The sequence below is a fragment of the Krasilnikovia sp. MM14-A1004 genome, from assembly GCF_047159485.1.
Classification (GTDB): domain Bacteria; phylum Actinomycetota; class Actinomycetes; order Mycobacteriales; family Micromonosporaceae; genus Actinoplanes.
In genome coordinates this window covers 4,933,868-4,955,035 of the sequence record NZ_AP038773.1, presented here as the reverse complement: position 1 = coordinate 4,955,035, position 21,168 = coordinate 4,933,868, and the positions used below count along the sequence as shown (strand labels likewise).

The following is a 21,168-nucleotide window of genomic DNA, read 5'->3' as shown; positions in this document are numbered from 1 at the left end:
ATGGCCCGGTCGCTGCTCCTTAGCCAGCCGTGCTGATGCGTCCCTGACGACCAGCACGGCGCCCCCTCCTGCGTGAGGGGCTTTTTTGTGCCCTGAAGCAGGCCGACCCCGTCCACGACTTCCGCGAACGAGATGATGACGATGAGCGAGTCCGACACCACGGCGGACGTCCCGCCGTTCCGGTACACCGCGGCGCTGGCCGGGGAGATCGAAGAGCGCTGGCAGGCGCACTGGGCCGAGCACGGCACGTTCCACGCGCCGAACCCGGTGGGGGAGCTGGCCGACCCGCAGCACCCGCGTGCCGGGGCGCCGAAGCTGCACGTGCAGGACATGTTCCCGTACCCGTCCGGGGCCGGGCTGCACGTCGGGCACCCGCTGGGCTACATCGGTACCGACTGCTACACCCGCTACCAGCGGATGGCCGGGTACAACGTGCTGCACCCGATGGGCTTCGACGCGTTCGGCCTGCCCGCCGAGCAGTACGCCGTGCAGACCGGCACCCACCCGCGTACCACCACCGAGGCGAACATCGAGCGGTACAAGGGGCAGCTGCGCCGGCTGGGCCTGGCGTACGACGAGCGCCGCAGCTTCTCCACCACGGACCCCGAGTACTACCGGTGGACCCAGTGGATCTTCCTGCAGATCTTCAACTCCTGGTACGACCCGGACGCCCGCAAGGCCCGGCCGATCGACGACCTGATCGCCGAGTTCGCGGCGGGCACCCGGCCGACCCCGGACGGACGGGCCTGGGCCGAGCTGAGCGGCGTCGAACAGCGCGAGGTCGTCAACGGCTTCCGGCTGGCGTACGTCAGCGAGGCGCCGGTCAACTGGTGCCCCGGCCTGGGCACCGTGCTGGCCAACGAGGAGGTCACGCCGGACGGGCGCAGCGAGCGTGGCAACTACCCGGTCTTCCAGCGCAGCCTGAAGCAGTGGATGATGCGGATCACCGCGTACGGTGACCGCCTGGTCGAGGACCTGGACACCCTGGACTGGCCCGAGCCGGTCAAGCTGATGCAGCGCAACTGGATCGGCCGCTCCACCGGCGCCCACGTCGACTTCCCGCTGGAGGACGACGGGGTCGTCCGGGTGTTCACCACCCGGCCGGACACCCTGTTCGGTGCGACCTACATGGTGCTGGCGCCCGAGCACGAGCTGGTCGCGTCGATCGTTCCGTCCGCGTGGCCGGCGGGCACCCACGCGGCGTGGACCGGCGGGCACGCCACCCCGGGCGAGGCGGTCGCCGCGTACCGGGCCGCGGCCGCCGCGAAGTCCGAGCAGGAGCGCACCGCCGACGCCAAGGTCAAGACCGGCGTCTTCACCGGCGGCTACGCGACCAACCCGGTCAACGGCGCGCGCATCCCCGTGTTCATCGCCGACTACGTGCTGGCGGGCTACGGCACCGGCGCGATCATGGCGGTGCCCGGCCAGGACGAGCGCGACTGGGCGTTCGCCGAGGTCTTCGACCTGCCGATCATCCGTACGGTCGCGGCGCCGGACGACTTCGAGGGCGCGTACACCGGTGACGGGCCCGCGATCAACAGCGAGTTCCTGAACGGCCTGGGGATCCCCGAAGCCAAGGCCGCGATGATCGGCTGGCTGGAGGAGCACGGCCACGGCCGCGGCGCCACCACCTACCGGCTGCGCGACTGGCTGTTCAGCCGCCAGCGCTACTGGGGCGAGCCCTTCCCGATCGTGTACGACGAGACCGGCCTGCCGATCGCGCTGCCCGAGTCGATGCTGCCTGTCGAACTGCCCGATGTGGACGACTTCTCGCCGCGCACCTTCGACCCGGACGACGCGCACAGCGAGCCGGAGACCCCGCTGTCGCGTGCCAAGGAGTGGGTAGAGGTCGAACTGGACCTGGGCGACGGGCCGAAGCGCTACACCCGCGAGACCAACACGATGCCCCAGTGGGCGGGCTCCTGCTGGTACGAGCTGCGCTACCTGGACCCGCACAACGAGAAGGCCTTCGTCGACCCGGAGAACGAGGCCTACTGGATGGGCCCGAGGAAGCCGGGCGACTGCGGCGGCGTCGACCTGTACGTCGGCGGCGTCGAGCATGCAGTGCTGCACCTGCTGTACGCCCGTTTCTGGCACAAGGTGCTGCACGACCTGGGCCACATCTCGTCCATCGAGCCGTTCCGCAAGCTGTTCAACCAGGGCTACATCCAGGCGTACGCGTTCCAGGACGACCGGGGTTTCTACGTGCCGGCCGAGGAGGTCGTCGAGCGGGACGGCACGTACTTCTACGGCGACCAGGAGGTGACCCGCAGCTACGGCAAGATGGGCAAGTCGCTGAAGAACGTCGTCACCCCGGACGAGATGAGCGATGAGTACGGCGCCGACACGTTCCGGGTGTACGAGATGGCGATGGGCCCGCTGGACGTCTCGCGGCCGTGGGAGACCCGGGCGGTGGTCGGCTCGCAGCGCTTCCTGCAGCGAGTGTGGCGCCTGGTCGTCGACGAGGAGACCGGCGCCGTCCGGGTCGGCGACGACCCGCTGGACACCAAGACCCGGCGGCTGCTGCACCGGATCATCGACGGGGTCCGCGGCGACCTGGACGAGCTGCGGTTCAACACGGCGATCGCCAAGCTGATCGAGCTGACCAACGGGCTGACCCCGCTGCCGGTGGCGTCGCGGGAGGCGGTGGAGCCGCTGGTGCTGATGCTGTCCCCGTTCGCCCCGCACCTGGCCGAGGAGCTGTGGGGCAAGCTGGGCCACGACGGCTCCCTGGCGTACGCCGACTTCCCGCAGGCCGACCCGGCGCAGCTGGTGGCCGAGTCGATCACCTACCCGGTGCAGGTGAACGGCAAGGTCCGCGGCCGCGTCGAGGTCGCCCCGGACACCCCGGAGGCCGACGTACGGGCGGCGGCGCTGGCCTCGGTCGCCGAGGCGCTGGCGGGTCGCGAGCCGAAGAAGGTCATCGTCGTGGCGGGCCGCCTGGTCAGCATCGTGATCTGATCCGTCGGACGGAGACGGCCCGCCGCGACAAGTGCGCGGCGGGCCGTTCCGTACGTGCGTGGTGCCGTCTGTGCCGACCCGGGTGGTCCGGCCGGGCTCGGCTTGATCAGGCCGGGGGTGCGCCGGCTCAGGCCGGGGTGGCCTGGACCAGGCTGGTGGTGGCGTCGGTCTGGCCGGCGGCCGCGGCCTGGCGGCGGGTGGCCAGGCGCCAGCGGAGCACGATCACCGCGGTGAGGGCGAACCCGATCAGCGCGGGTGCCAGGGTCAGCGCGTTCATCTTGCCGGGCGCCGTGACGGCCGCACCGAGCACGGCGTACGAGATCGTGGACGGGACCGCGGCCAGCGTGGTGCCGATCAGGTAGCGCTTGCGGCACACCGACGTCGTGCCGTACGCGTAGCCGACCAGCCCGTACGGGGCCAGCGGCAGGAAGCGGACCAGCAGCACCGCGGAGAGCCCCCGCCGGTTCAGCCAGCCGTCGAGCTGGGCCATCCGGCTGCCCGCCCGCGCGCCGAGGATCCCGCGTCCGGCCCACCGGCCGAGGTAGTAGGTGACCACCGCCGCGAGGACCGCCGCCGCGAGCGCGGCGACCGAGCCGGTCGCGGGGCCCAGCAGGGCGCCGCACGCCATGGTGATCGCGGTGCGGGGGACCAGCGCGGAGAGCAGGAAGCCGCCGAGGATCGCGATGGCGACCGCGGCGATGGGGCCGAGCGCCATGACGGAGTGGGCGATGGCCTGCAAGGGCAGCAGCGCGGCGGCGGCGGCGCAGGCGGCGACGGCAAGAGTGAGGACACCGAAACGCATGAGGCGATGGCGCCTGCTGCAGCTGGGCTCGGCGTGCGCCGCGAGGGTCGGCTGAGTGGCCTGAGGGTCCGCGGAGTCAGCGCCCCGCGGGGCGATCAGGATGTCAGTCATGCAGCGTGCCGCTCCAGTCTCGTTGCCGGTCGAGGACTAGGTGGTGCTGGTGCTGTTCAGGTGCCCGCCGCGGCGAGCCGCTCGTTCCGGAGCCGGTCGGCCCAGGTGTCATCCAGGGGCACGAGACTATCGGCGCCGATCGCCCATCTCAGGAGCAGATCGGCTATCGCTGGGTTGCGGGCCAACGCGGGGCCGTGCGCGTACGTGCCGAGGATCTTGCCGTGCCAGGCGCCCTCGGTCCGCCCGTCGTTGCCGATGCCGGCGGTGACGCGGGCCAGCGGGGCGACCCCGGGACCGAGGTGGGTGCGGCCACCGTGGTTCTCGAAACCGGTCAGCGGGGGCAGGCCCAGCCGCGGGTCGATGTCCCCGCGGACCTCGCCGACGGCGCGGGTCTCGCCGCGGTCCGAGGTGATGTCGAGCAGGCCGAGCCCGGCGCACCGGGTGCCCTTGGCGAAGAAGGACTCGCCGAACAGTTGGTAGCCGGCGCAGATGGCCAGCACCGCGGCACCCTGGCCGACCGCGCGGTGCAGCCCGCCGTCCGCGATGAGCCGCTGTGCCGCGAGGGCCTGCGGGCCGTCCTCGCCGCCACCGATGAGATAGATGTCCGCGGTGGTGGGCATGGGCTGGTCCGAGCGGACCTCGTGGGTCTCGACAGCGATGCCGCGCAGGGCCGCGCGGCGGGCGAGGATCAGCAGATTGCCCCGGTCACCGTACGTCGACAGCAGGTCGGGGTAGATCCACACGATCCGTAGCGTGCTCTCAGTCGACACGGTCCAACTCCGCTCGCACATCCTGGAACGCGGTGTAGTTCGCGATCACCTCGAGGCGTCCCGGCGGGGTCGCCTGTACCGCCTCGTCAAACGTCTTAACGTGCCGGAACGCCACGTCGTTCACTTCGAGTCGCACCGCGAGGTCGTACGCGCGGTCACCGGTGATCAACACGGAGCGTCCGCGCAGCGGGGAGAAGTCCACGTCGTACAGCCAGGAGGTGTCGAGGCCGTCGGGGTCGCGGGCGTTGACGGCCAGCAGGGTGGGCGCGTCCTGCGCCATGTCGAACGCCTCCAGCCAGCTTGCCGGATTCTTCGCCAGCAGCAGCCGGACCGTCCGTCCGTCCCGCTCCACCTGGGCGTACCGGCCGGCGACGGAGGCGACAGAGGCGAGCCGGGGGACCGCCTCGATGGCCCGTACCCCGAATTCGGCGGCCACGGCCAGTGCGGTGGCCGCGTTGCCCAGGTTGACGTGGCCGGGCAGTTGCAGCTTGACCAGGTGCCAGTCGCCCTTGGGGTCGACCACGCCGTCGTCCTCGACGTGCCACTGCGCCTGCGGGCGGCGCAGCCCGCAGCCGGTGCAGAACCAGTCGCCGCCCTCGCGGTGGATCGCGGAGCCGCACTCGGGGCAGACCCAGGAGTCGTCGTGCCAGCGCTGGCCGGCGCTGAACCAGGTGACGTGGGGCGAGCCGATCGCGGCCCAGACGACCATGGGGTCGTCGGCGTTGGCGACCACGCGGGTGTCCGGATGTGCGGCGAGCGTGGTGCGCCAGAGCTGCGCCATCATCGCCACCTCCTTGGCCCGGTCCAGCTGGTCGCGGGAGAGGTTGAGCAGGGCGACCACGCGGGGTGAGGTGGCCTCGATGACCTTCGGCAGGTAGTGCTCGTCCACCTCCAGCACCGCGAACGGCGTGGCCCCGGCCTTGGCCAGCGCGGAGGTGTGCCCGGTGGGCATGTTGGCGCCGAACGAGTTGGTCGCGACCGGCCCGAGCACGCCGAGGGCGGCCGCGGTGAGGCGGGTCGTGGTGGTCTTGCCGTTGGTGCCCGACACCAGGGCGATGGCCCGGCCCGCGGCGAGGTGGGCCAGCAGGTCGGGGTCGATCTTCAGGCCGATCCAGCCGCCGATCACCGAGCCGTCGCCGCGTCCCGCAGCCCGCGAGAGCGCGGCGGCGGTGCGCGACACCGAACTCGCGACCTTGGCCCGCAGGGGCATCTTCCCGTCCGTCACGCGAGCGAGGGTACCGGAGCCGGACACTACGTCGAGTGGTCGGACGGCCTGCCCGCACCGTGACGGACCTCCGTCCTTCGGCCGATATCCGGTCCCCTGCCTGACATCCGGGATATGCCATTTGGGAGGTTCGGTCCGCTGATCGGCGGAGTCCACATGCGCTCATGATCGGCCTTGGTGTGGATATTTGTGTGTTGTGATTCACCCGTAACCATCACCTGCGCGTAAGCGGGGGACCACGGAGTGTGGCGGCATTTGTCGCGCGGGGGCCGCAAACCGGACATGCCCAAAAGTGCCAACATCTTTTGTTAACGATCTTGATCGAGCGTTGAACTTCGAATTCGGGTACGAAGGTTTCTGGCGGTGAGCGATCGCTCGCCGCTCGTGTCGATCCGGGCAACGCCGAGCCCTGCCCCGGCCCGGCCGACACGACCACGCAACGCACGACCACACAAGGCAACGGGGGGCAGGGACGGGGGACCCACTTTCGGTCCGCTCAGTACGGCCGCCGGTTCGGCGGACGCACTGGACCTCGGGGTGAAGCCGCCTTGGCGGCCGGGCAACCTTCCCGCCCGAACCCGACAGCTAACCTCGCAGGCGTGCCGGAGGGAACTCTCTACCGTGCACGAACGTCGTTCGAGCCGGAGCCGCCGCATGTCCGTCGGCACCGGCACCCTCGCACTGTCCCTGGGTCTCTGCCTCTGCGCCGGCCAGCTCGTCGCCACGCCGGCCGTAGCGGCCACCGCCACTCCCGTTACCGACGGGGCCGCTCAGACGGCGGTGACGCCCGGGATCACCGAGAGGGTCAACAAGCGCACGATCAAGTGGGGCCAGGCCGTCTCCGTGACGGCGCGGGTGCTCGATCCCCGTACCGGCAAGGCCGTGACCACGGGCTCGGTACGCCTGCAGGCCAAGCGCAACGGCAAGTGGAAGACCCTGGCGATCCATCGCCTGAACTCCCAGGGGTCCTCCGCGTTCCGCACCACTCCGTCCACCACCAGCTGGTTCCGCACCCAGTTCACGGGCGCGGGCAGCTACCGCAGCACCACGACCCGGGCCGTCAAGATCACTGTGACGGCCTCCGGGGCGAAGATCCTGGCCGAGGCCAAGCGGCACCGGGGCGCGCTGTACAAGTTCGGCGCCGCGGGTCCCAGGCGCTTCGACTGCTCGGGTTTCACCCAGTACGTGTTCCGCAAGGCGGCGGGCAAGAAGCTGCCGCACACGGCCAACGCGCAGCAGCGGTACGGCAAGAAGGTCAGCCAGTCGAACAAGCAGGTCGGCGACCTGATCGTCTTCCGGTCCGGCTCGCACGGCTACCACGCGGCCATCTACGCCGGCGGCGGCTACATGTGGGACTCGCCGCACTCCGGTGCCCGGGTGGGTAAGCACAAGATCTGGAGCAAGAACTACGTCGTGCGGCGCGTCGCCGTGTGAGGTAGCGGGTGCCTCGGCACCACGACATTCAGTGGGGCGTGACCCGGTTCGGGTCACGCCCCACTGTCGTGTCCGGCCCTCCACTTTGCTCCCCGAGCATCGCAAGTGGGCGTTTCGCACCCTCCGAAGGGTCGGATTCGGGGGGATTTCGTGCCCGAGTGCGCCGCATGTCGGAAACTTGATCCACCCGATCGGCCGTTCCGCCCTCCACCACACGTCCACGCCCCTGACGTGCGCATTCGTCTGCGAACCGGTCTCGCGAAACGCGGCATTCCGGTTGCGGGTGGAGGGAAGTGGAGTAAGGTGGAGCGCAGTGGCAGGGCCGAGGAGGGACCGGCCCCACGGTGGACATGACACCCCGGGCGAATCGACGCAGGGTGAATTGACACCGGGCGGGACGGATCCCCGGAGGGCTTGCCGGCCCGAGCGAAACGGCGGACCGCGAAACCGCCCGGGGGCAGGGGGTTGGGGCCGATGTTCCTCGGCACGCATACCCCGCGCCTCGACGACAAGGGCCGGCTGATCCTCCCGGCCAAGTTCCGGGACGAGCTGGCGGGAGGTGTCGTGATCACCAAGGGGCAGGAGCGCTGTCTCTACGCCTTCCCGATGCCCGAGTTCCAGCGGATCGCGGGGCAACTGCGCGAGCAGCCGGTGACACACAAGGCCGCCCGGGCGTACAGCCGGGTGTTCTTCGCCAGCGCGCACGACGAGGTTCCCGACAAACAGGGGCGGGTCACCATCCCCGCCCACCTGCGGGAGTATGCGGGGCTCACCCGCGAGCTCGTGGTGATCGGGGCGAGCACCCGGGTGGAGATCTGGGACAAGCAGTCCTGGGAGCAGTACCTCTCGGCGAGTGAGGACGAATTCGCCGACATCGAGGAGGGGGTGCTGCCCGGCGGACTGTAGGGCGTCACCGGGTGCGGGCCGTACAAGCGGCTCGGACGTCGCTGCCGCCGTACTGCGAGATCTCCAGCCGCTCCCGCTCCTGGCGCCTCTTCCCCGGCGCCAGGCGCGTGTCCGGGGTCGGGCGCGCCCATCGTCAGGGCACGAGCGGATGGGGATCTGGCGGTACGGAAGACGACCGGGCAACCGGATAGACGTGGAAAGAGCAGGGCAATGGGGGTCGACATGGGGGAGCTTCGAGGCACGCACGTGCCCGTGCTGCTCGAGCGGTGCCTCGAGTTGCTGGCCCCCGCCCTCGACCGTCCACAGGCCACTCACGTCGACTTCACGCTGGGCCTGGGCGGCCACGCCGAGGCGGTGCTCGAACGGTTTCCGCAGGCGGTCCTCATCGGACTGGACCGTGACACGGAAGCCCTCGCGCACTCCCGGCACCGGCTGGCCCGCTTCGCCGACCGTACCCATCTGATCCACGCCGTCTATCACGAGCTGCCCGACGTGCTGGCGGACCTCGGTCTGCCGAACTTCCACAGTGGGCTGTTCGACCTGGGCGTCTCCTCGCTCCAGCTCGACGAGCCCGACCGCGGGTTCGCCTACGCCAGGGACGCTCCGCTGGACATGCGGATGGATCAGAGCCGTGGCATCACGGCCGAGGAGGTCGTGAACGAGTACCAGCCGGGCGAGCTGGTCCGGATCCTGCGGGAGTACGGCGAGGAGAAGTTCGCGACGCGGATCGTCTCGGCGATCGTGCGGGAACGGGGCAGGGACCGGATCACGTCGTCGGCGCGCCTGGCCGATCTCGTCCGCGACGCCATCCCGGCCGCCGCGCGGCGTACGGGGGGCAATCCCGCGAAGCGAACGTTTCAGGCGCTGCGGATCGAGGTAAACGGCGAACTCGCCTCGGTGGAGGCGGCCGTACCAGCCGCATTGGACTTGCTGGCGCCCAAGGGGCGCCTGGTGGTGATGTCGTATCAGTCGTTGGAGGACCGGATCGTCAAACGCGCCATCGCCGCGCGGACACGCAGCACCGGGCCGATCGACCTGCCGGTCGAACTGCCCGGGACGGGACCGACGCTGCGGTCGCTGACCCGCGGGTCGGAGCCGCCGAGCGAGGCGGAGGTGGCGGAGAACCCCCGTGCCGCATCGGTGAAGCTGCGGGCGGTGGAACGGATCGACGAGAGCCAGGCATCGGGTGCCGCCCGCGAACGGCCCCGGATGTCGGCGACGCACGGGGGACTGGGCCGGTTGCGCCCGCGCAGACAGCAGGAGGGGGAGGGAACATGAGCGAGCGCATGACGCCGCGGTCGGGGGGCCGGACCGCGGGGCGGATCGGGACGCAGCGCACGGGCGCCGAGCGTCGTACGCCCGCGATCGACGGCGCCCGCAGCGGCGGCGGTGCCCGGGGGGAGCGCCGCCAGCCGGCGCCGGGCACGTCGCAGCGGGCGACCCGGGCCGAGGCGGCCGTCAACCGGGCGAGGGGCGTGGACCGTTCCGCGGTGCCGACGCAGGGTACGGCCGCGCTCAAGCTCGACGCGGCGCAGCCCGTGCGGGCCACCGACGTCGCGGCCGCGCCGCGGCTGCGGGTGGCCCCGCCGGCGCCGATCCGGGCGCCCCGCGCGCCGTTCACCGTGGTGGTCGTCGCGCTGGTGGTCGCGGGTGTGATCGGCATCCTGCTGATCAACACCAAGACGAACGAGAACACGTTCCGGATCAGCCGCCTGCAGGATCAGAAGGCGCGCATGGACGCCCGCCAGCAGCAGCTGGAGAACCAGATCGCGGGCTACGAGAGCACCGGCAACCTGGACGCGGCGGCCCGCCGCCTCGGTCTGGTCAAGGCGGGCACGCCCGCGTACATCCGGCTGCCCGACGGCAAGATCATCGGGGTGCCGAAGCCGGGCAGCGGCGAGCCCGCGGTCACCGCCCAGCAGCCGGGCAGGGCCGCGGACACCGCAACCGGAAAGACGCGGACCGGCACGTCCACCGGCGGCACCCTCCAGGGTGGAGCCGGGCGTGACGCCGTGCCGGCAGGCACCGCGGGAAATGCCGGGGCGACGCAGGGCGACGCGGGGACTGCCGGCGCGACGCAGGGTGATGCGGGAAGTGCCGGGGCGCCGCGGAGTGACGCCGGCCTGCCGCAGGGCGGCCAGCCGAACAGCGTGCCGGGCACCGGGCGGTAGGCCGGATGCCACCACGTGCCGACGAGCCGCCGCGCCGGGGTCCACAGCCCCGGCGCGGCGCTTCTCGTGAGCAGCCGACGGACGGGCGCGAGGCCGATCCCGGGTTCACCGGCATCGGCGACGCCCGCGCCTACACGCCCCGCGGACGTACCGTCCGGGAGAGCGACCAGCGCACCCGCAGCCCCCGCACCGGGCGGACAACGGATCCGTTCCGGCCGGCGCTGCAGGTGCTCGACGACGGCCAGCCGGCCCCACGCCGCCGCGGCGACGACGGCCCGGCCCGCCGCCAGCGCGAGCCCGGCGACGACGACGCGGCTGGCCGCTCGCAGCATGACGACGACGATGCGGGCCGTCGCCCGCAGCGCGGCGACGACGCAGCGGCCCGTCGCCCGCAGCGTGGCGACGGTACGGCCCGTCGCCCGCAGCGTGACGACGGCGCGGTCCGCCGCACGCCGCGCGACCGCGGCGACGACGATGCGGCCCGCCGGCCGCGGCGGGACCACGACGACGATGCGGCCCGCCGGCCGCGACGGGACCACGACGACGATGGGGCGCGGCGCCCGCGGCGGGACCGTGACGACGATGCGGTGCGGCGGCGCGGCGTCGACGGTGGCGCCCCCCGGACGCCACGGGACCGCGCCGCCGAGGCCGCGCCACGGTCCGCGAACGGCCGCACCTCCAAGACCCGCAGCACGGCGGGCGGGGAGCGGCAGCGGGCGACGGCCCGGCGTACCGGAGGTAATGACCGGGAGCGCGCCGTCGCGCCCGAACCGCGCCGGACCGCGCGCGGCCGCCCCGCCAACGCCGCCCGGTACGCACCCAAGCGTCCCGTGCCCGCGGCGCCACCGGAGCCGCCGAAGCTGGCCAACAGCACCCGGCGGCTGCGCCTGGGCACCGTCCTCGCGCTGACGCTGTTCGTGACCATCGGCGTCCGGCTGGTCACCATGCAGGTCATGGAGTCGCCCGCCGACGCGCGCAGGCTCCTCGAACAGCGTAACAACCGCCTGGCCGAGGTCGTGCTGCCCGCACCGCGCGGCAGCATCCTGGACCGCTCCGGCGCGGTGCTGGCGCACAGCGTCGAGGCGCGCTACATCTACGCCGACCCGGAGCTGGTCAAGAACCCGGCGGACGCCGCCGCCCGCCTCTCGCCGCTGCTCGGCATCGCCCCGTCGAAGCTCCAGCAGCTCATGGCCCGCAAGAAGAGCCCGTTCGGCGGCTGGTCGCGCTTCCAGTACCTGGCCCGGGGCGTGGACATCGCGGTCGCGGACCGGATCGACGCCATGAAACTGCCCGGCATCAGCTCCGACCGCGACGAGCGGCGCGACGTGCCCGGCGCCGACCTGGCCGCGAACCTCATCGGTTTCACCGGCGAGGACCACACCGGCCTGGAGGGGCTGGAGGCCCGCTACGACGAGCTGCTGCGCGGTACCGACGGCGAGCGGGTCTACGAGCGCGGCAACCCGAGGGTGGACTCCGGGCAGCTGGCCAAGGAGATCCCGGGCGGGTACCACCACGAGACCCCGGCCCAGCCCGGTACGTCGCTGCAGCTGACCATCGACCGTGACCTGCAGTTCGAGGTGCAGCGGTTCCTCAGCGACGACATGCGGCGGGTCAGCGCCACCATCGGCGCGGCCGTGGTGCTCGACGTGCAGACCGGCGAGGTGCTGGCGCAGGCGAGTTACCCGGCGTACAACGCGGCGAAGCCGTTCGACGCCAAGCCCGCCGACCGTGACGACGTGGCCAGCAGCGTGGTGGCCGACCCGGGCTCCACGCACAAGGCGTTCACGCTGGCGGCGGCGCTGCAGGAGGGGGCCATCACCCCGCAGTCGGCCATCACGGTCGGGCCCGCTCTGATGCGCGGCGGGGCCCGGTTCCCGGACACCCACCCGCAGCCGCGGGGCACCAAGCTGACCGTGCCGGGGGTGCTGGCGTACTCGTCGAACGTCGGCACGATCCTCATCGCCGACCGCCTCGGCAAGCAGAAGCTGTACGAGTACCAGCAGAAGTTCGGCCTCGGCAAGGCCACCGGGGAGGGCACGCCGGGCGAGGCCAGCGGGCGGCTGCTGGCGCCGGAGCAGTGGAGCGGTTCCGCCTCCGGCTCGGTGCCGATCGGCATGAGCGTCGACGCCACCCTCATCCAGATGGCCGCCGGCTACGCGACGATCGCCAACGACGGCCTGTACGTGCAGCCGCACCTCATCAAGGACACCATCTCCGGCACGACCGGCGCGGTCACCCCGGCCGAGGCGCCGCAGACGCGCCGGGTGCTCAGCCCGGAGGTCGCCCGCCAGATGCGCACTATGATGGAGGCCGTGGTGGACGTCAAGGGCGCCACCGGCACCCGGGCCGCGATCGACGGCTACCGGGTGGCGGGTAAGACCGGCACCGGCAAGATGCTCGTGGAGGGGCGCTACACCAGCCATAACGCCGGCTCGTTCATCGGCATGGCGCCCGCGGACAATCCCCGGTTCGTGATCGGGGTCTTCGCGGACGTGGCCAACGGCACCGGCGGCGAGGTGGCCGCACCGGCGTTCCAGAAGATGATGTCGTTCGCGCTGGCCCACTACCGGGTGCCGCCGTCCGGTTCGAAGGCACCCAAGTTCAAGATCTATCCGTAGTGACTGTGGCGTTGACGGCGAGGTGCCGGACACCGGGTAGGGTCTGACGCCGTGTCCGGCATTCCCCGCCCTCAGGGCTTATCCCCGTACCGGCTGGCCGATCTCGCCGCGGCGCTGCCCGCGGCGCTGACCGGCGCGGACACGGCCGTGACCGGGGTGACGCACGCCAGCGGCGAGGTCCGCCCCGGTGATCTGTACGCCGCGCTGCCCGGCGCCCGCCGGCACGGCGCCGAGTTCGTCGCCGCGGCCGCCGCGGCCGGTGCGGTGGCGGTGCTGACCGATCCCGCCGGGCAGGCCGCCGCGCTCGCCGCGGGGCTGCCGGTGCTGGTCACCGAAGATCCGCGGGCGGTGCTCGGCGCCGCCGCGTCGGCGATCTACGGCGACCCCACCGCCGCGCTGACGGTGATCGGGATCACCGGTACTGCGGGCAAGACGTCCACGGCGTACCTGGTGGAGTCGGGGCTGCGGGCGGCCGGGCTGGGCACCGCGCTGATCGGCACGGTGGAGACCCGCCTCGGCGACCTGGTGATCGACAGTGAGCGCACCACCCCGGAGGCCACCGACCTGCACGCGTTGCTGGCCGTGGCGGTGCAGCGGGGCGTGTCGGCCGTGGTGATGGAGGTGTCCAGCCACGCGCTGAGCCTCGGCCGGGTCGGCGGGGTCCGCTTCGCGGCCGGCGGGTACACCAACTTCGGGCAGGACCACCTGGACTTCCACGCCGACTCCGCCGACTACTTCGCGGCGAAGGCGAAACTGTTCGACGGGCGGTGCCGCGCCGAGGTGCTCAACCTCGACGACCCGGCCCTGGTGCCGCTGTTCAAGCCCGCCACGATCAGCTACTCCGCGGCGGGCGACGAGTCCGCCACCTGGTACGCCACCGACGTGCGGGAGTCGGCGTTCGGGCAGGAGTTCACGCTGCACGGTCCGGGCGTCGACGTCCCGGCCGGGGTGTCGCTGCCCGGCCGCCACAACATCGCCAACGCGCTGCTGGCCATCGCCACGCTGACCGCGGTCGGCATCGAACCCGCCGTGGCCGCCCGCGGCGTCGCGGCCTGCCCCGGGGTGCCCGGCCGGCTGGAGCGGGTCGAGGCGCCCGGCGACGTGCTCGGCGTCGTCGACTACGCGCACAAGCCCGACGCCATCGTCGCCGCGCTGGCCGCCCTGCGCGAGCTGGCCACCGCGCGGGGCGGGCGGCTGATCGCCGTGCTCGGCGCGGGCGGCGACCGGGACCGCGGCAAGCGGCCCCTGATGGGCGCCGCGGCCGCCCGCGGCGCCGACCTGCTCGTCGTGACCGACGACAACCCGCGCACGGAGGACCCCGCCGCGGTACGCGCGGCCGTCCGGCAGGGCGCGGAGCAGGCCGGCAGCCACGCGAAGATCCTTGAGGTGGCGGGCCGTCGCGCCGCGATCGACGAGGCGGTACGGTACGCCGGCCCGGGCGACGTCGTCGCCGTGCTGGGCAAGGGACACGAGCGGGGTCAGGAGGTGGGCGGCGAAGTGCTGCCGTTCGACGACCGGATCGAGCTCGCCGCCGCGCTGACCGTGCGGTCCGGTGACACCGGCGGTCCCGCATGAGCGAGTGCACCCGGCGCACAGCGGGAGGTGCCGCGTGATCGGCATGACCCTCGACGAGATCGCCGAGGTGACCGGCGGGCGCCTGGTCGGCGAGCCGGGCGTACGCGTCACCGGCCCTGTCGAATTCGACTCCCGCAAGCTCACCGCGGGCGGGCTGTTCGTGGCGTTCGACGGGGAGAGGGTGGACGGGCACGAGTTCGCGGCGGCCGCCGTGGCGGCGGGCGCGGCCGGCGTGCTGGGCACCCGGGAGACTCCCGCCCCCGGCGTGGTGGTGGCCGACCAGCTCGTCGCGCTGGCCCGGCTCGCCCGGGTGGTGGTGGACCGCCTGGACGGGCTGACCGTCGTCGGGCTCACCGGCTCGTCCGGCAAGACCACGACCAAGGACTACATCGGGCAGCTGCTGGCCCGGCTCGGGCCCACGGTCGCGCCGCCCGGCTCGCTGAACAACGAGCTGGGGCACCCGTACACGGTGTTGAAGGCCGGTCCGGACACCCGCTTCCTGGTGCTGGAGATGGGGGCCCGCGGCATCGGCCACATCCGGCACCTGGCGCAGATCGCGCCGCCGCGCATCGGCGTGGTGCTCAACATCGGCGCCGCGCACCTCGGCGAGTTCGGCTCTGTCGAGGGCACCGCCGAGGCCAAGGGTGAGCTGGTCGAGGCGCTGCCCGCCGACGGCATCGCGGTGCTCAACGCCGACGACCCGCTGGTGGCCGCCATGGCGGGCCGCACCAAGGCCCGGATCGTGCGGTTCGGCGAGGCGGAGCAGGCGGACGTGCGCGCGGTCGACGTGACGCTGGACGACCGGGGGCGCGCCTCCTACACGCTGGTCGCGGACGGACACGAGGCCGCGGTGCGCCTGGCTGTCACGGGCCGCCATCAGGTGAGCAACACGCTGGCCGCCGCCGCGGTCGCGCTGGCCGCCGGGATGCCGATCGCGGACGTCGCGGCGGCGCTCGGCGAGGTAGGCATCGCGTCGGTGCGCCGCATGGACGTCTTCGACCGGCCCGACGGCGTGACGGTCATCGACGACTCGTACAACGCCAACCCGTCGTCCACCGAGGCGGCGCTGCGGGCCCTCGCGGCGCTCGGCGCGGGGCGGCGCACGGTCGCCGTCCTGGGCTACATGGCCGAGCTGGGCGAGTACGAGCGTTCCGGCCACGAACAGGTCGGGCGGCTGGCCGCCGAGCTGGGCGTGGACCGGCTGATCGCGGTGGCCGAGGCCGCCCCGATCCTGGCCGGCGCGGCCACGGTCGGCTCGTGGACCGGCCAGGCGGTGCACGCCGCCGACCAGGCGGCCGCCATCGCGGAACTCGACCTGCACCCCGGCGATGTGGTGCTGGTCAAGGGATCCAGATATCGCACGTGGGAGGTCGCGGACAGCCTGCGGCCCGAGGGGGTACGCCCGTGAGGGCAGTCATCGTCGCGGCCGCGGTCGCCTTCATCATCTCGCTGTTCGGCACCCCGGTCGCGATCCGGGTGTTCACGGCGCTCAAGGCGGGTCAGCCGATCCGTGCCGTGGGCCCGGCCACGCACCAGGGCAAGAAGGGCACGCCGACGATGGGCGGCGTGGCGTTCATCGTGGCCACGGTGCTGGCGTACGTGGCCGGGCACGTCGCGCTGACCACCCTGCCCGAGCAGCAGATCGCGCAGGTCGGCCCGACCATGACCGCGCTGGTGCTGCTGGGCCTGTTCGTGTTCTGCGGCGCGGTCGGCTTCCTCGACGACTTCCTCAAGGTGCGCAAGCGGCACTCGGGCGGGCTCAGCGCCAAGGGCAAGCTGCTCGGTCAGCTGCTGGTCGGCGCGGGCTTCGGCATCGCGGCCCTCTACGCGCCCAGCACCAACGGGCAGACCGTGGCCAGCGAGCACATCTCGTTCATCCGCGACATCAGCCTGCTCGACGTCGGCAAGGTCGGCTCGGTGCTGATCTTCGTCTTCGTGATCATGTCCATGTCGAACGGCGTGAACCTCACCGACGGACTGGACGGGCTGGCCACCGGCGCCACGATCCTGGTGCTGGGCGCGTACACCCTGATCGGGTTCTGGCAGTACCGGCACTGGTGCGGCGACACGACGTACGCGAAGGGCGCGGCCTACTGCTACGAGGTGCGCGACCCGCTGGAGATCGCGCTGATCGCCGCGGCCGCCGCCGGAGCCTGCGTGGGCTTCCTGTGGTGGAACACCTCACCGGCGCGGATCTTCATGGGTGACACGGGCGCGCTCGGACTGGGCGGGCTGGTCGGCGGCCTGGCCATGGCGACCCGGACGACCCTGCTGGCGATCATCATCGGCGGCCTGTTCGTCATCATCACGATGTCCGTGGTCATCCAGATCATCTCGTTCAAGACGACAGGCAAACGGGTGTTCCGGATGTCGCCGCTGCAGCACCACTTCGAGTTGGCGGGCTGGAGCGAGGTCAACATCGTGGTGCGGTTCTGGATCGTCGCGGGGATCTGCGTGGCCATCGGCCTCGGTCTGTTCTACAGCGACTTCCTCGCGGTCATGGGATAGCTCTCACAATTCCCGGCGACACGCGCCCACGGTGTGCGGGTCCGCCGGGCCCGCGCCGCGATGATGATCCCATGGCGGAGGACCAGCGGACACGACCGTCGCTGAGCCGGCAGCTGCTGCCGGCGGTGCACGGGCTACTGGCCCGGCCGCTCAGCTCGTACTACCTGCTCATCGCGAGCTCCGGGTTGCTGCTGCTGGTCGGCCTGACCATGGTCTTCTCGGCCACCAGCGTCAAGGCGTACGCGCAGCACGGCAGCGCCTTCTCCATGATCGGCAAGCAGGCCGTGTACGCGCTGCTCGGCCTCGTCGGGTTCTGGATCTGCCAGCGGCTGCCCGCGCGCACCCTGCGCACCCTCGGCAGGTACATCCTGGCCGTGGCCGTGGTGCTGCTGGTGGTGCTCGACGCGCTGATGGCGTTGCAGAAGGTAAAGCTGCTGCACGAACCGCAGCTCGGCCCGGTGCACGCCGAGCTGCTCTGGCTCTATCTCGGACCGGTCGGGGTGCAGCCGTCGGAGCTGGCGAAGCTCGGCGTGGTGCTGTGGGGCGCCGACCTGGTCGCCCGCAAGGGCCCCGCGCTCGGCCACTGGCGCGAGCTGGCCACGCCGCTGTTCCCGGTGATCGGGCTGCTGTTCGTGCTGGTCGGCTACAACGACCTGGGCACCATGCTGGTGCTGCTGGCACTGATCGTCGGCCTGCTGTGGGCCGCCGGGGTGCGGCTGCGGGTCTTCGCCGCGCTGGCGGTGCTGGGCACGGCCGGCATCGGGCTGCTCATCGCCGCCGCCTCCCGCGGCGCCGGATCCGGCAAGGTGGGCGAGCCGAACTACCGGTTCGCCCGGATCGCCAACTGGCTGCAGCCGCCGGAGAACTGCTCCATCGGCGCCTGCTACCAGCTCCTGCAGGGCCGTTCGGCGATCTACGAGGGCGGCTGGTTCGGCGTGGGGCTGGGCAAGAGCGCCCTCAAGTGGGACTGGCTGCCGCAGGCCGACAACGACTTCATCTTCGCGATCGTGGCCGAGGAACTCGGCGTGGTGGGCTGCGCCGTGGTGCTGGCGCTGTTCTCGGTGCTGGCGTACACCGGGTTCCGGATCGCCCGGCGGGTCCAGGACCCGTTCCGCCGCCTGGCCGCGACCGCGGTCACCACCTGGCTGGTCGCCCAGGCCGTGATCAACATCGGCGGGGTGGTGGGGCTGCTGCCGATCACCGGCCTGCCGCTGCCGTTCATCTCGGCGGGCGGCAGCGCCCTGGTCGTGACGATGGCCGCGATCGGCATCCTCGCCTCGTTCGCGCGGGCCGAGCCGGATGCGGCGCGGGCGCTGCACGCCCGTCCGCCCGCGCGATGGGTACGGCTACTCTGGGCCCCGCTACCGCCGCTGCCAGCGCCTCGCCGGCCGGGTCCCGAGCGCTCGGGCACCCCGAAACCGGCGGGCCGGGCGCCCGCGAGCGCCGGGAAGGGCCGCCCTTAGCCGGGGCGCTGACGGCTCCGCTCTAGGGTGGCGGGCGAATGGGGAGAGGAGACGGGAATGGGTGTGCTGCGGTCGGTCGTGCTCGCCGGAGGAGGTACCGGTGGCCACATCTACCCGCTGCTCGCCTTCGCCGACTGTCTGCGCCGGCACTTCCCCGAGGTCCGGATCACCACCCTGGGCAGCCCCAAGGGCATGGAGAACGAGCTGATCCCGCCCGCCGGCTACGACCTGCGGGTGATCCCCGCCTACCAGCTGCCCCGCTCGTTCAACCTGGACCTGCTGCGCACCCCGGATCGGATGTACAAGTCGGCGCACGCCGCCGGCAAGGTGATCGACGAGGTCGAGGCCGACGTGGTGCTCGGCTTCGGCGGGTACGTGTCAGTGCCCGCCTATCTGGCGGCGTGGCGGCGGGAGCTGCCGATCGTGGTGCACGAGGTGAACGTGCCGCCCGGCGTGGCGAACCGGGTGGGCATGAAGTTCACCAAGCACGTCGCCGTCGGGTTCCCGCATCAGCCGCAGCAGGCGGAATCACTGCGCGACGCCCGCGTGGTCGGCGTGCCGCTGCGCACCGGCATCACCCAGCTCGACCGGGCGGCCCTGCGCCCGCAGGCGCTCGCGCACTTCGGGCTGCGCCCGGACCTGCCGGTGCTGTTCGTCTCGGGCGGCTCCTCCGGGGCGCGGACGATCAACCTGGCGGTGGCCGGTGCGGCGAAGAAGCTGGCCCACGCGGGCGTGCAGGTGCTGCACGTGCAGGGCGGCCGCAACGACCCGTTCGAGGTGCCCAGCGACCTGCCCGTGCCGTACGTCGTGGTGCCGTACCTGTCGGACATGCAGCTCGGGTACGCGGCCGCGGACCTCATGCTGTGCCGGGGCGGGGCGATCACGGTCGCCGAGACCACCGCCCTGGGCCTGCCCGCGATCTACGTTCCGTATCCGTACAGCAACCAGGAGCAGCGGCGCAACGCGGGGCCGGTGGTCGAGTCCGGCGGCGGGCTGCTGGTGGACAACGCGGAGCTGAGCCCCGAGTGGGTGGAGCGTACGGTGATCCCGCTGGCCCGTGACCCGCAGCGGCTCGCCGCGATGGGCGCGGCCGCCGGCACGTACGGTCGCCGCGACGGCGACGAGGCGCTGCTGGACTTCGTCTGCCAGGCGGTGGCCGGACGATGAGTGACCTGGGAGCTTGGGGAGTGGACCTGTGAACGCCGCGGAGCTGACACCGGCCGGCGGGCTGACCGCCGAGGACCTCGGCACGATGCACCTGATCGGTATCGGCGGGGTGGGCATGGGCGGGCTGGCCCGGCTGCTGCTCACCCGTGGGGTGCCGGTCTCCGGCAGCGAGCTGCGGGAGTGGCCCGCGCTGGCCGCGCTGCGGGCCCTGGGCGGCACGATCCACATGAGCCACGAGGCGTCCAACCTGGACGGCGTCGACACCGTGGTCTACTCCACCGCGATCCCGCAGGACCACCTGGAACTGGTCGAGGCGCGCCGCCGCGGCCTGCGGGTGCTGCACCGCTCCGAGGCCCTCGCGGCGGCCATGACCAACCGCCGGACGATCGCGGTGGCCGGCACCCACGGCAAGACCACCACCACCTCGATCATGACGGTGATCCTGCAGCACGCCGGGCAGGACCCGTCGTTCGTGATCGGCGGCGAGATCTCCGAGGCCGGCTCCAACGGCCACCACGGCACCGGCCCGCACTTCGTGGCCGAGGCCGACGAGAGCGACAAGTCGTTCCTCATCTACCGCCCGCACGTCGCGATCGTCACGAACATCGAGGCGGACCACCTCAACAACTGGGGCGACCTGGCCGGGCTCAAGGCGGGCTTCCTGCAGTTCGCGGAGCTGACCGACGCCGACGGGTTCGTGGTGACCTGCGCCGACGACCCCGGCGTGGCCGCGCTGATCGCGGCGCTGCGCGAGCGCGGCCGCACGGTTTACACGTACGGGGAGTCCGCGGACGCGACCCTGCGCATCGCCGAGGTGACCTCGACCGTGCAGGGGGTGCGCTACGAGGCGTACCTGGAGGGCAAGCCGCTGGGCGAGCTGCACCTGGCGCTGCCCGGCCTGCACATGGGCCTGAACAGCGCCGCGGCGGTGCTCACGGCGCTGAAGCTGGGCATCGGGTTCGGCTCGATCGCGGAGGCGCTGGCCTCCTTCCCCGGAGTGCGCCGGCGCTTCGAGCGCAAGGGCAACGCCGCGGGGGTACGGGTCTACGACGAGTACGCGTATCACCCGACCTCGGTGACCGCGGCGCTGCGCACGCTGCGGGAGGTGGCGGGCGACGGGCGGCTGGTCGTGGTGTTCCAGCCGTACCGGGTGTACCGGACCCGGGATCTGCAGGCGGAGCTGGCCGAGGGTCTGGCCCTGGCCGACGAGGTCGTGGTGATGGAGGTGTTCGGACCGGGCGAGGTGCGCGGGCCGGGCGAGGGCGGGGTGGCGCTGACCGCGGCGATCGACCTGCCCGACGACCGCAAGGTGTTCGTACCGTCCTGGTCGGACGTGCCCGCCGAGGTGGTGCGCCGCAGCCGCCCGGGTGACGTGGTGGTCACCATGGGTGCGCCGCCCATCTCGCTGATGGGCGACGAGCTGCTGGCGGCGCTGGCCGAGGCCGACGGGCGGTAGC

The 21,168-nt window shown here is 72.5% G+C and carries 14 protein-coding genes, 1 pseudogene and 1 riboswitch; of the genes and pseudogenes, 12 read left to right on the top strand and 3 right to left on the bottom strand.

All coding sequences use genetic code 11. The features are described from left to right. The first annotated feature begins 132 nt into the window (after positions 1-132). Positions 133-2,961 (top strand): leucine--tRNA ligase, encoded by a 2,829-nt coding sequence (gene leuS / locus ACMCNN_RS21130; protein ID WP_412742242.1) that lies wholly within the window; start codon positions 133-135, stop codon positions 2,959-2,961. A gap of 127 nt (positions 2,962-3,088) precedes the next feature. Here leuS and ACMCNN_RS21125 read toward each other — a convergent pair whose 3' ends face one another. From ACMCNN_RS21125 to ACMCNN_RS21115, 3 genes are all read right to left on the bottom strand, one after another. Beyond that, positions 3,089-3,763 carry a TVP38/TMEM64 family protein gene (locus ACMCNN_RS21125; RefSeq protein WP_412742241.1) on the bottom strand — a complete coding sequence of 225 codons (675 nt, stop codon included), beginning with the start codon at positions 3,761-3,763 and terminating at the stop codon, positions 3,089-3,091. Between the two features lie 167 nt (positions 3,764-3,930). Continuing rightward, positions 3,931-4,644, bottom strand: a complete 714-nt coding sequence (locus tag ACMCNN_RS21120) for a type 1 glutamine amidotransferase (protein ID WP_412742240.1) — start codon at positions 4,642-4,644, stop codon at positions 3,931-3,933. Beyond that, complete coding sequence (locus ACMCNN_RS21115; protein WP_412747236.1) at positions 4,634-5,854, bottom strand: MurT ligase domain-containing protein; 1,221 nt, start codon at positions 5,852-5,854, stop codon at positions 4,634-4,636. The genes ACMCNN_RS21120 and ACMCNN_RS21115 overlap by 11 nt, the downstream gene beginning before the upstream one ends. Positions 5,855-6,352: 498 nt before the next feature. Continuing rightward, positions 6,353-6,484, top strand: a riboswitch (cyclic di-AMP (ydaO/yuaA leader). A 39-nt stretch (positions 6,485-6,523) separates the two neighbouring features. On the opposite strand from ACMCNN_RS21115, the gene ACMCNN_RS21110 reads away from it, so the two are divergent. From ACMCNN_RS21110 to murC, 11 genes and pseudogenes are all read left to right on the top strand, one after another. Further along, positions 6,524-7,303, top strand: a complete 780-nt coding sequence (locus ACMCNN_RS21110) for a C40 family peptidase (protein WP_412742239.1) — start codon at positions 6,524-6,526, stop codon at positions 7,301-7,303. A gap of 474 nt (positions 7,304-7,777) precedes the next feature. Then, a complete protein-coding gene (gene mraZ, locus ACMCNN_RS21105) occupies positions 7,778-8,209 on the top strand; it encodes a division/cell wall cluster transcriptional repressor MraZ (RefSeq protein ID WP_412742238.1) in 432 nt (143 codons plus the stop codon). Positions 8,210-8,419: 210 nt separating this feature from the next. Further along, on the top strand, positions 8,420-9,487 hold the full coding sequence (gene rsmH, locus ACMCNN_RS21100; protein WP_412742237.1) for a 16S rRNA (cytosine(1402)-N(4))-methyltransferase RsmH: 1,068 nt from the start codon (positions 8,420-8,422) through the stop codon (positions 9,485-9,487). Between the two features lie 8 nt (positions 9,488-9,495). Further along, a pseudogene (locus tag ACMCNN_RS21095) lies at positions 9,496-10,137 on the top strand (hypothetical protein); the annotation flags it as partial. Between the two features lie 248 nt (positions 10,138-10,385). Continuing rightward, positions 10,386-12,998 carry a penicillin-binding transpeptidase domain-containing protein gene (locus ACMCNN_RS21090; RefSeq protein WP_412742236.1) on the top strand — a complete coding sequence of 871 codons (2,613 nt, stop codon included), beginning with the start codon at positions 10,386-10,388 and terminating at the stop codon, positions 12,996-12,998. Between the two features lie 51 nt (positions 12,999-13,049). After that, positions 13,050-14,573, top strand: coding sequence for a UDP-N-acetylmuramoyl-L-alanyl-D-glutamate--2,6-diaminopimelate ligase (locus ACMCNN_RS21085; RefSeq protein WP_412742235.1), 1,524 nt, complete (start codon positions 13,050-13,052; stop codon positions 14,571-14,573). Positions 14,574-14,607: 34 nt separating this feature from the next. Beyond that, the gene (locus tag ACMCNN_RS21080) at positions 14,608-15,981 is read left to right on the top strand and encodes a UDP-N-acetylmuramoyl-tripeptide--D-alanyl-D-alanine ligase (RefSeq protein ID WP_412742234.1); all 1,374 of its coding nucleotides are present in this window, start codon (positions 14,608-14,610) and stop codon (positions 15,979-15,981) included. Then, on the top strand, positions 15,978-17,081 hold the full coding sequence (gene mraY, locus ACMCNN_RS21075) for a phospho-N-acetylmuramoyl-pentapeptide-transferase (RefSeq protein ID WP_412742233.1): 1,104 nt from the start codon (positions 15,978-15,980) through the stop codon (positions 17,079-17,081). Before ACMCNN_RS21080 ends, mraY begins: the two co-directional genes overlap by 4 nt. Positions 17,082-17,152: 71 nt before the next feature. Continuing rightward, positions 17,153-18,544, top strand: a complete 1,392-nt coding sequence (locus ACMCNN_RS21070) for an FtsW/RodA/SpoVE family cell cycle protein (RefSeq protein ID WP_412742232.1) — start codon at positions 17,153-17,155, stop codon at positions 18,542-18,544. A gap of 57 nt (positions 18,545-18,601) precedes the next feature. Further along, positions 18,602-19,711, top strand: coding sequence for an undecaprenyldiphospho-muramoylpentapeptide beta-N-acetylglucosaminyltransferase (murG, locus tag ACMCNN_RS21065; RefSeq protein WP_412742231.1), 1,110 nt, complete (start codon positions 18,602-18,604; stop codon positions 19,709-19,711). Between the two features lie 85 nt (positions 19,712-19,796). Then, complete coding sequence (gene murC, locus ACMCNN_RS21060) at positions 19,797-21,167, top strand: UDP-N-acetylmuramate--L-alanine ligase (protein WP_412747235.1); 1,371 nt, start codon at positions 19,797-19,799, stop codon at positions 21,165-21,167. Position 21,168: the final 1 nt, after the last annotated feature.

What these genes read in the sequence shown, in the direction of transcription:
- ACMCNN_RS21070 (WP_412742232.1), top strand. Translation starts at nt 17,153, where the DNA reads ATGGCGGAGGACCAGCGGACACGACCGTCGCTGAGCCGGCAGCTGCTG.
- rsmH (WP_412742237.1), top strand. Translation starts at nt 8,420, where the DNA reads ATGGGGGTCGACATGGGGGAGCTTCGAGGCACGCACGTGCCCGTGCTG.
- ACMCNN_RS21090 (WP_412742236.1), top strand. Translation starts at nt 10,386, where the DNA reads ATGCCACCACGTGCCGACGAGCCGCCGCGCCGGGGTCCACAGCCCCGG.
- mraZ (WP_412742238.1), top strand. Translation starts at nt 7,778, where the DNA reads ATGTTCCTCGGCACGCATACCCCGCGCCTCGACGACAAGGGCCGGCTG.
- murG (WP_412742231.1), top strand. Translation starts at nt 18,602, where the DNA reads ATGGGTGTGCTGCGGTCGGTCGTGCTCGCCGGAGGAGGTACCGGTGGC.
- ACMCNN_RS21110 (WP_412742239.1), top strand. Translation starts at nt 6,524, where the DNA reads ATGTCCGTCGGCACCGGCACCCTCGCACTGTCCCTGGGTCTCTGCCTC.
- murC (WP_412747235.1), top strand. Translation starts at nt 19,797, where the DNA reads ATGCACCTGATCGGTATCGGCGGGGTGGGCATGGGCGGGCTGGCCCGG.
- ACMCNN_RS21115 (WP_412747236.1), bottom strand. Translation starts at nt 5,854, where the DNA reads ATGCCCCTGCGGGCCAAGGTCGCGAGTTCGGTGTCGCGCACCGCCGCC.
- leuS (WP_412742242.1), top strand. Translation starts at nt 133, where the DNA reads ATGATGACGATGAGCGAGTCCGACACCACGGCGGACGTCCCGCCGTTC.
- ACMCNN_RS21125 (WP_412742241.1), bottom strand. Translation starts at nt 3,763, where the DNA reads ATGCGTTTCGGTGTCCTCACTCTTGCCGTCGCCGCCTGCGCCGCCGCC.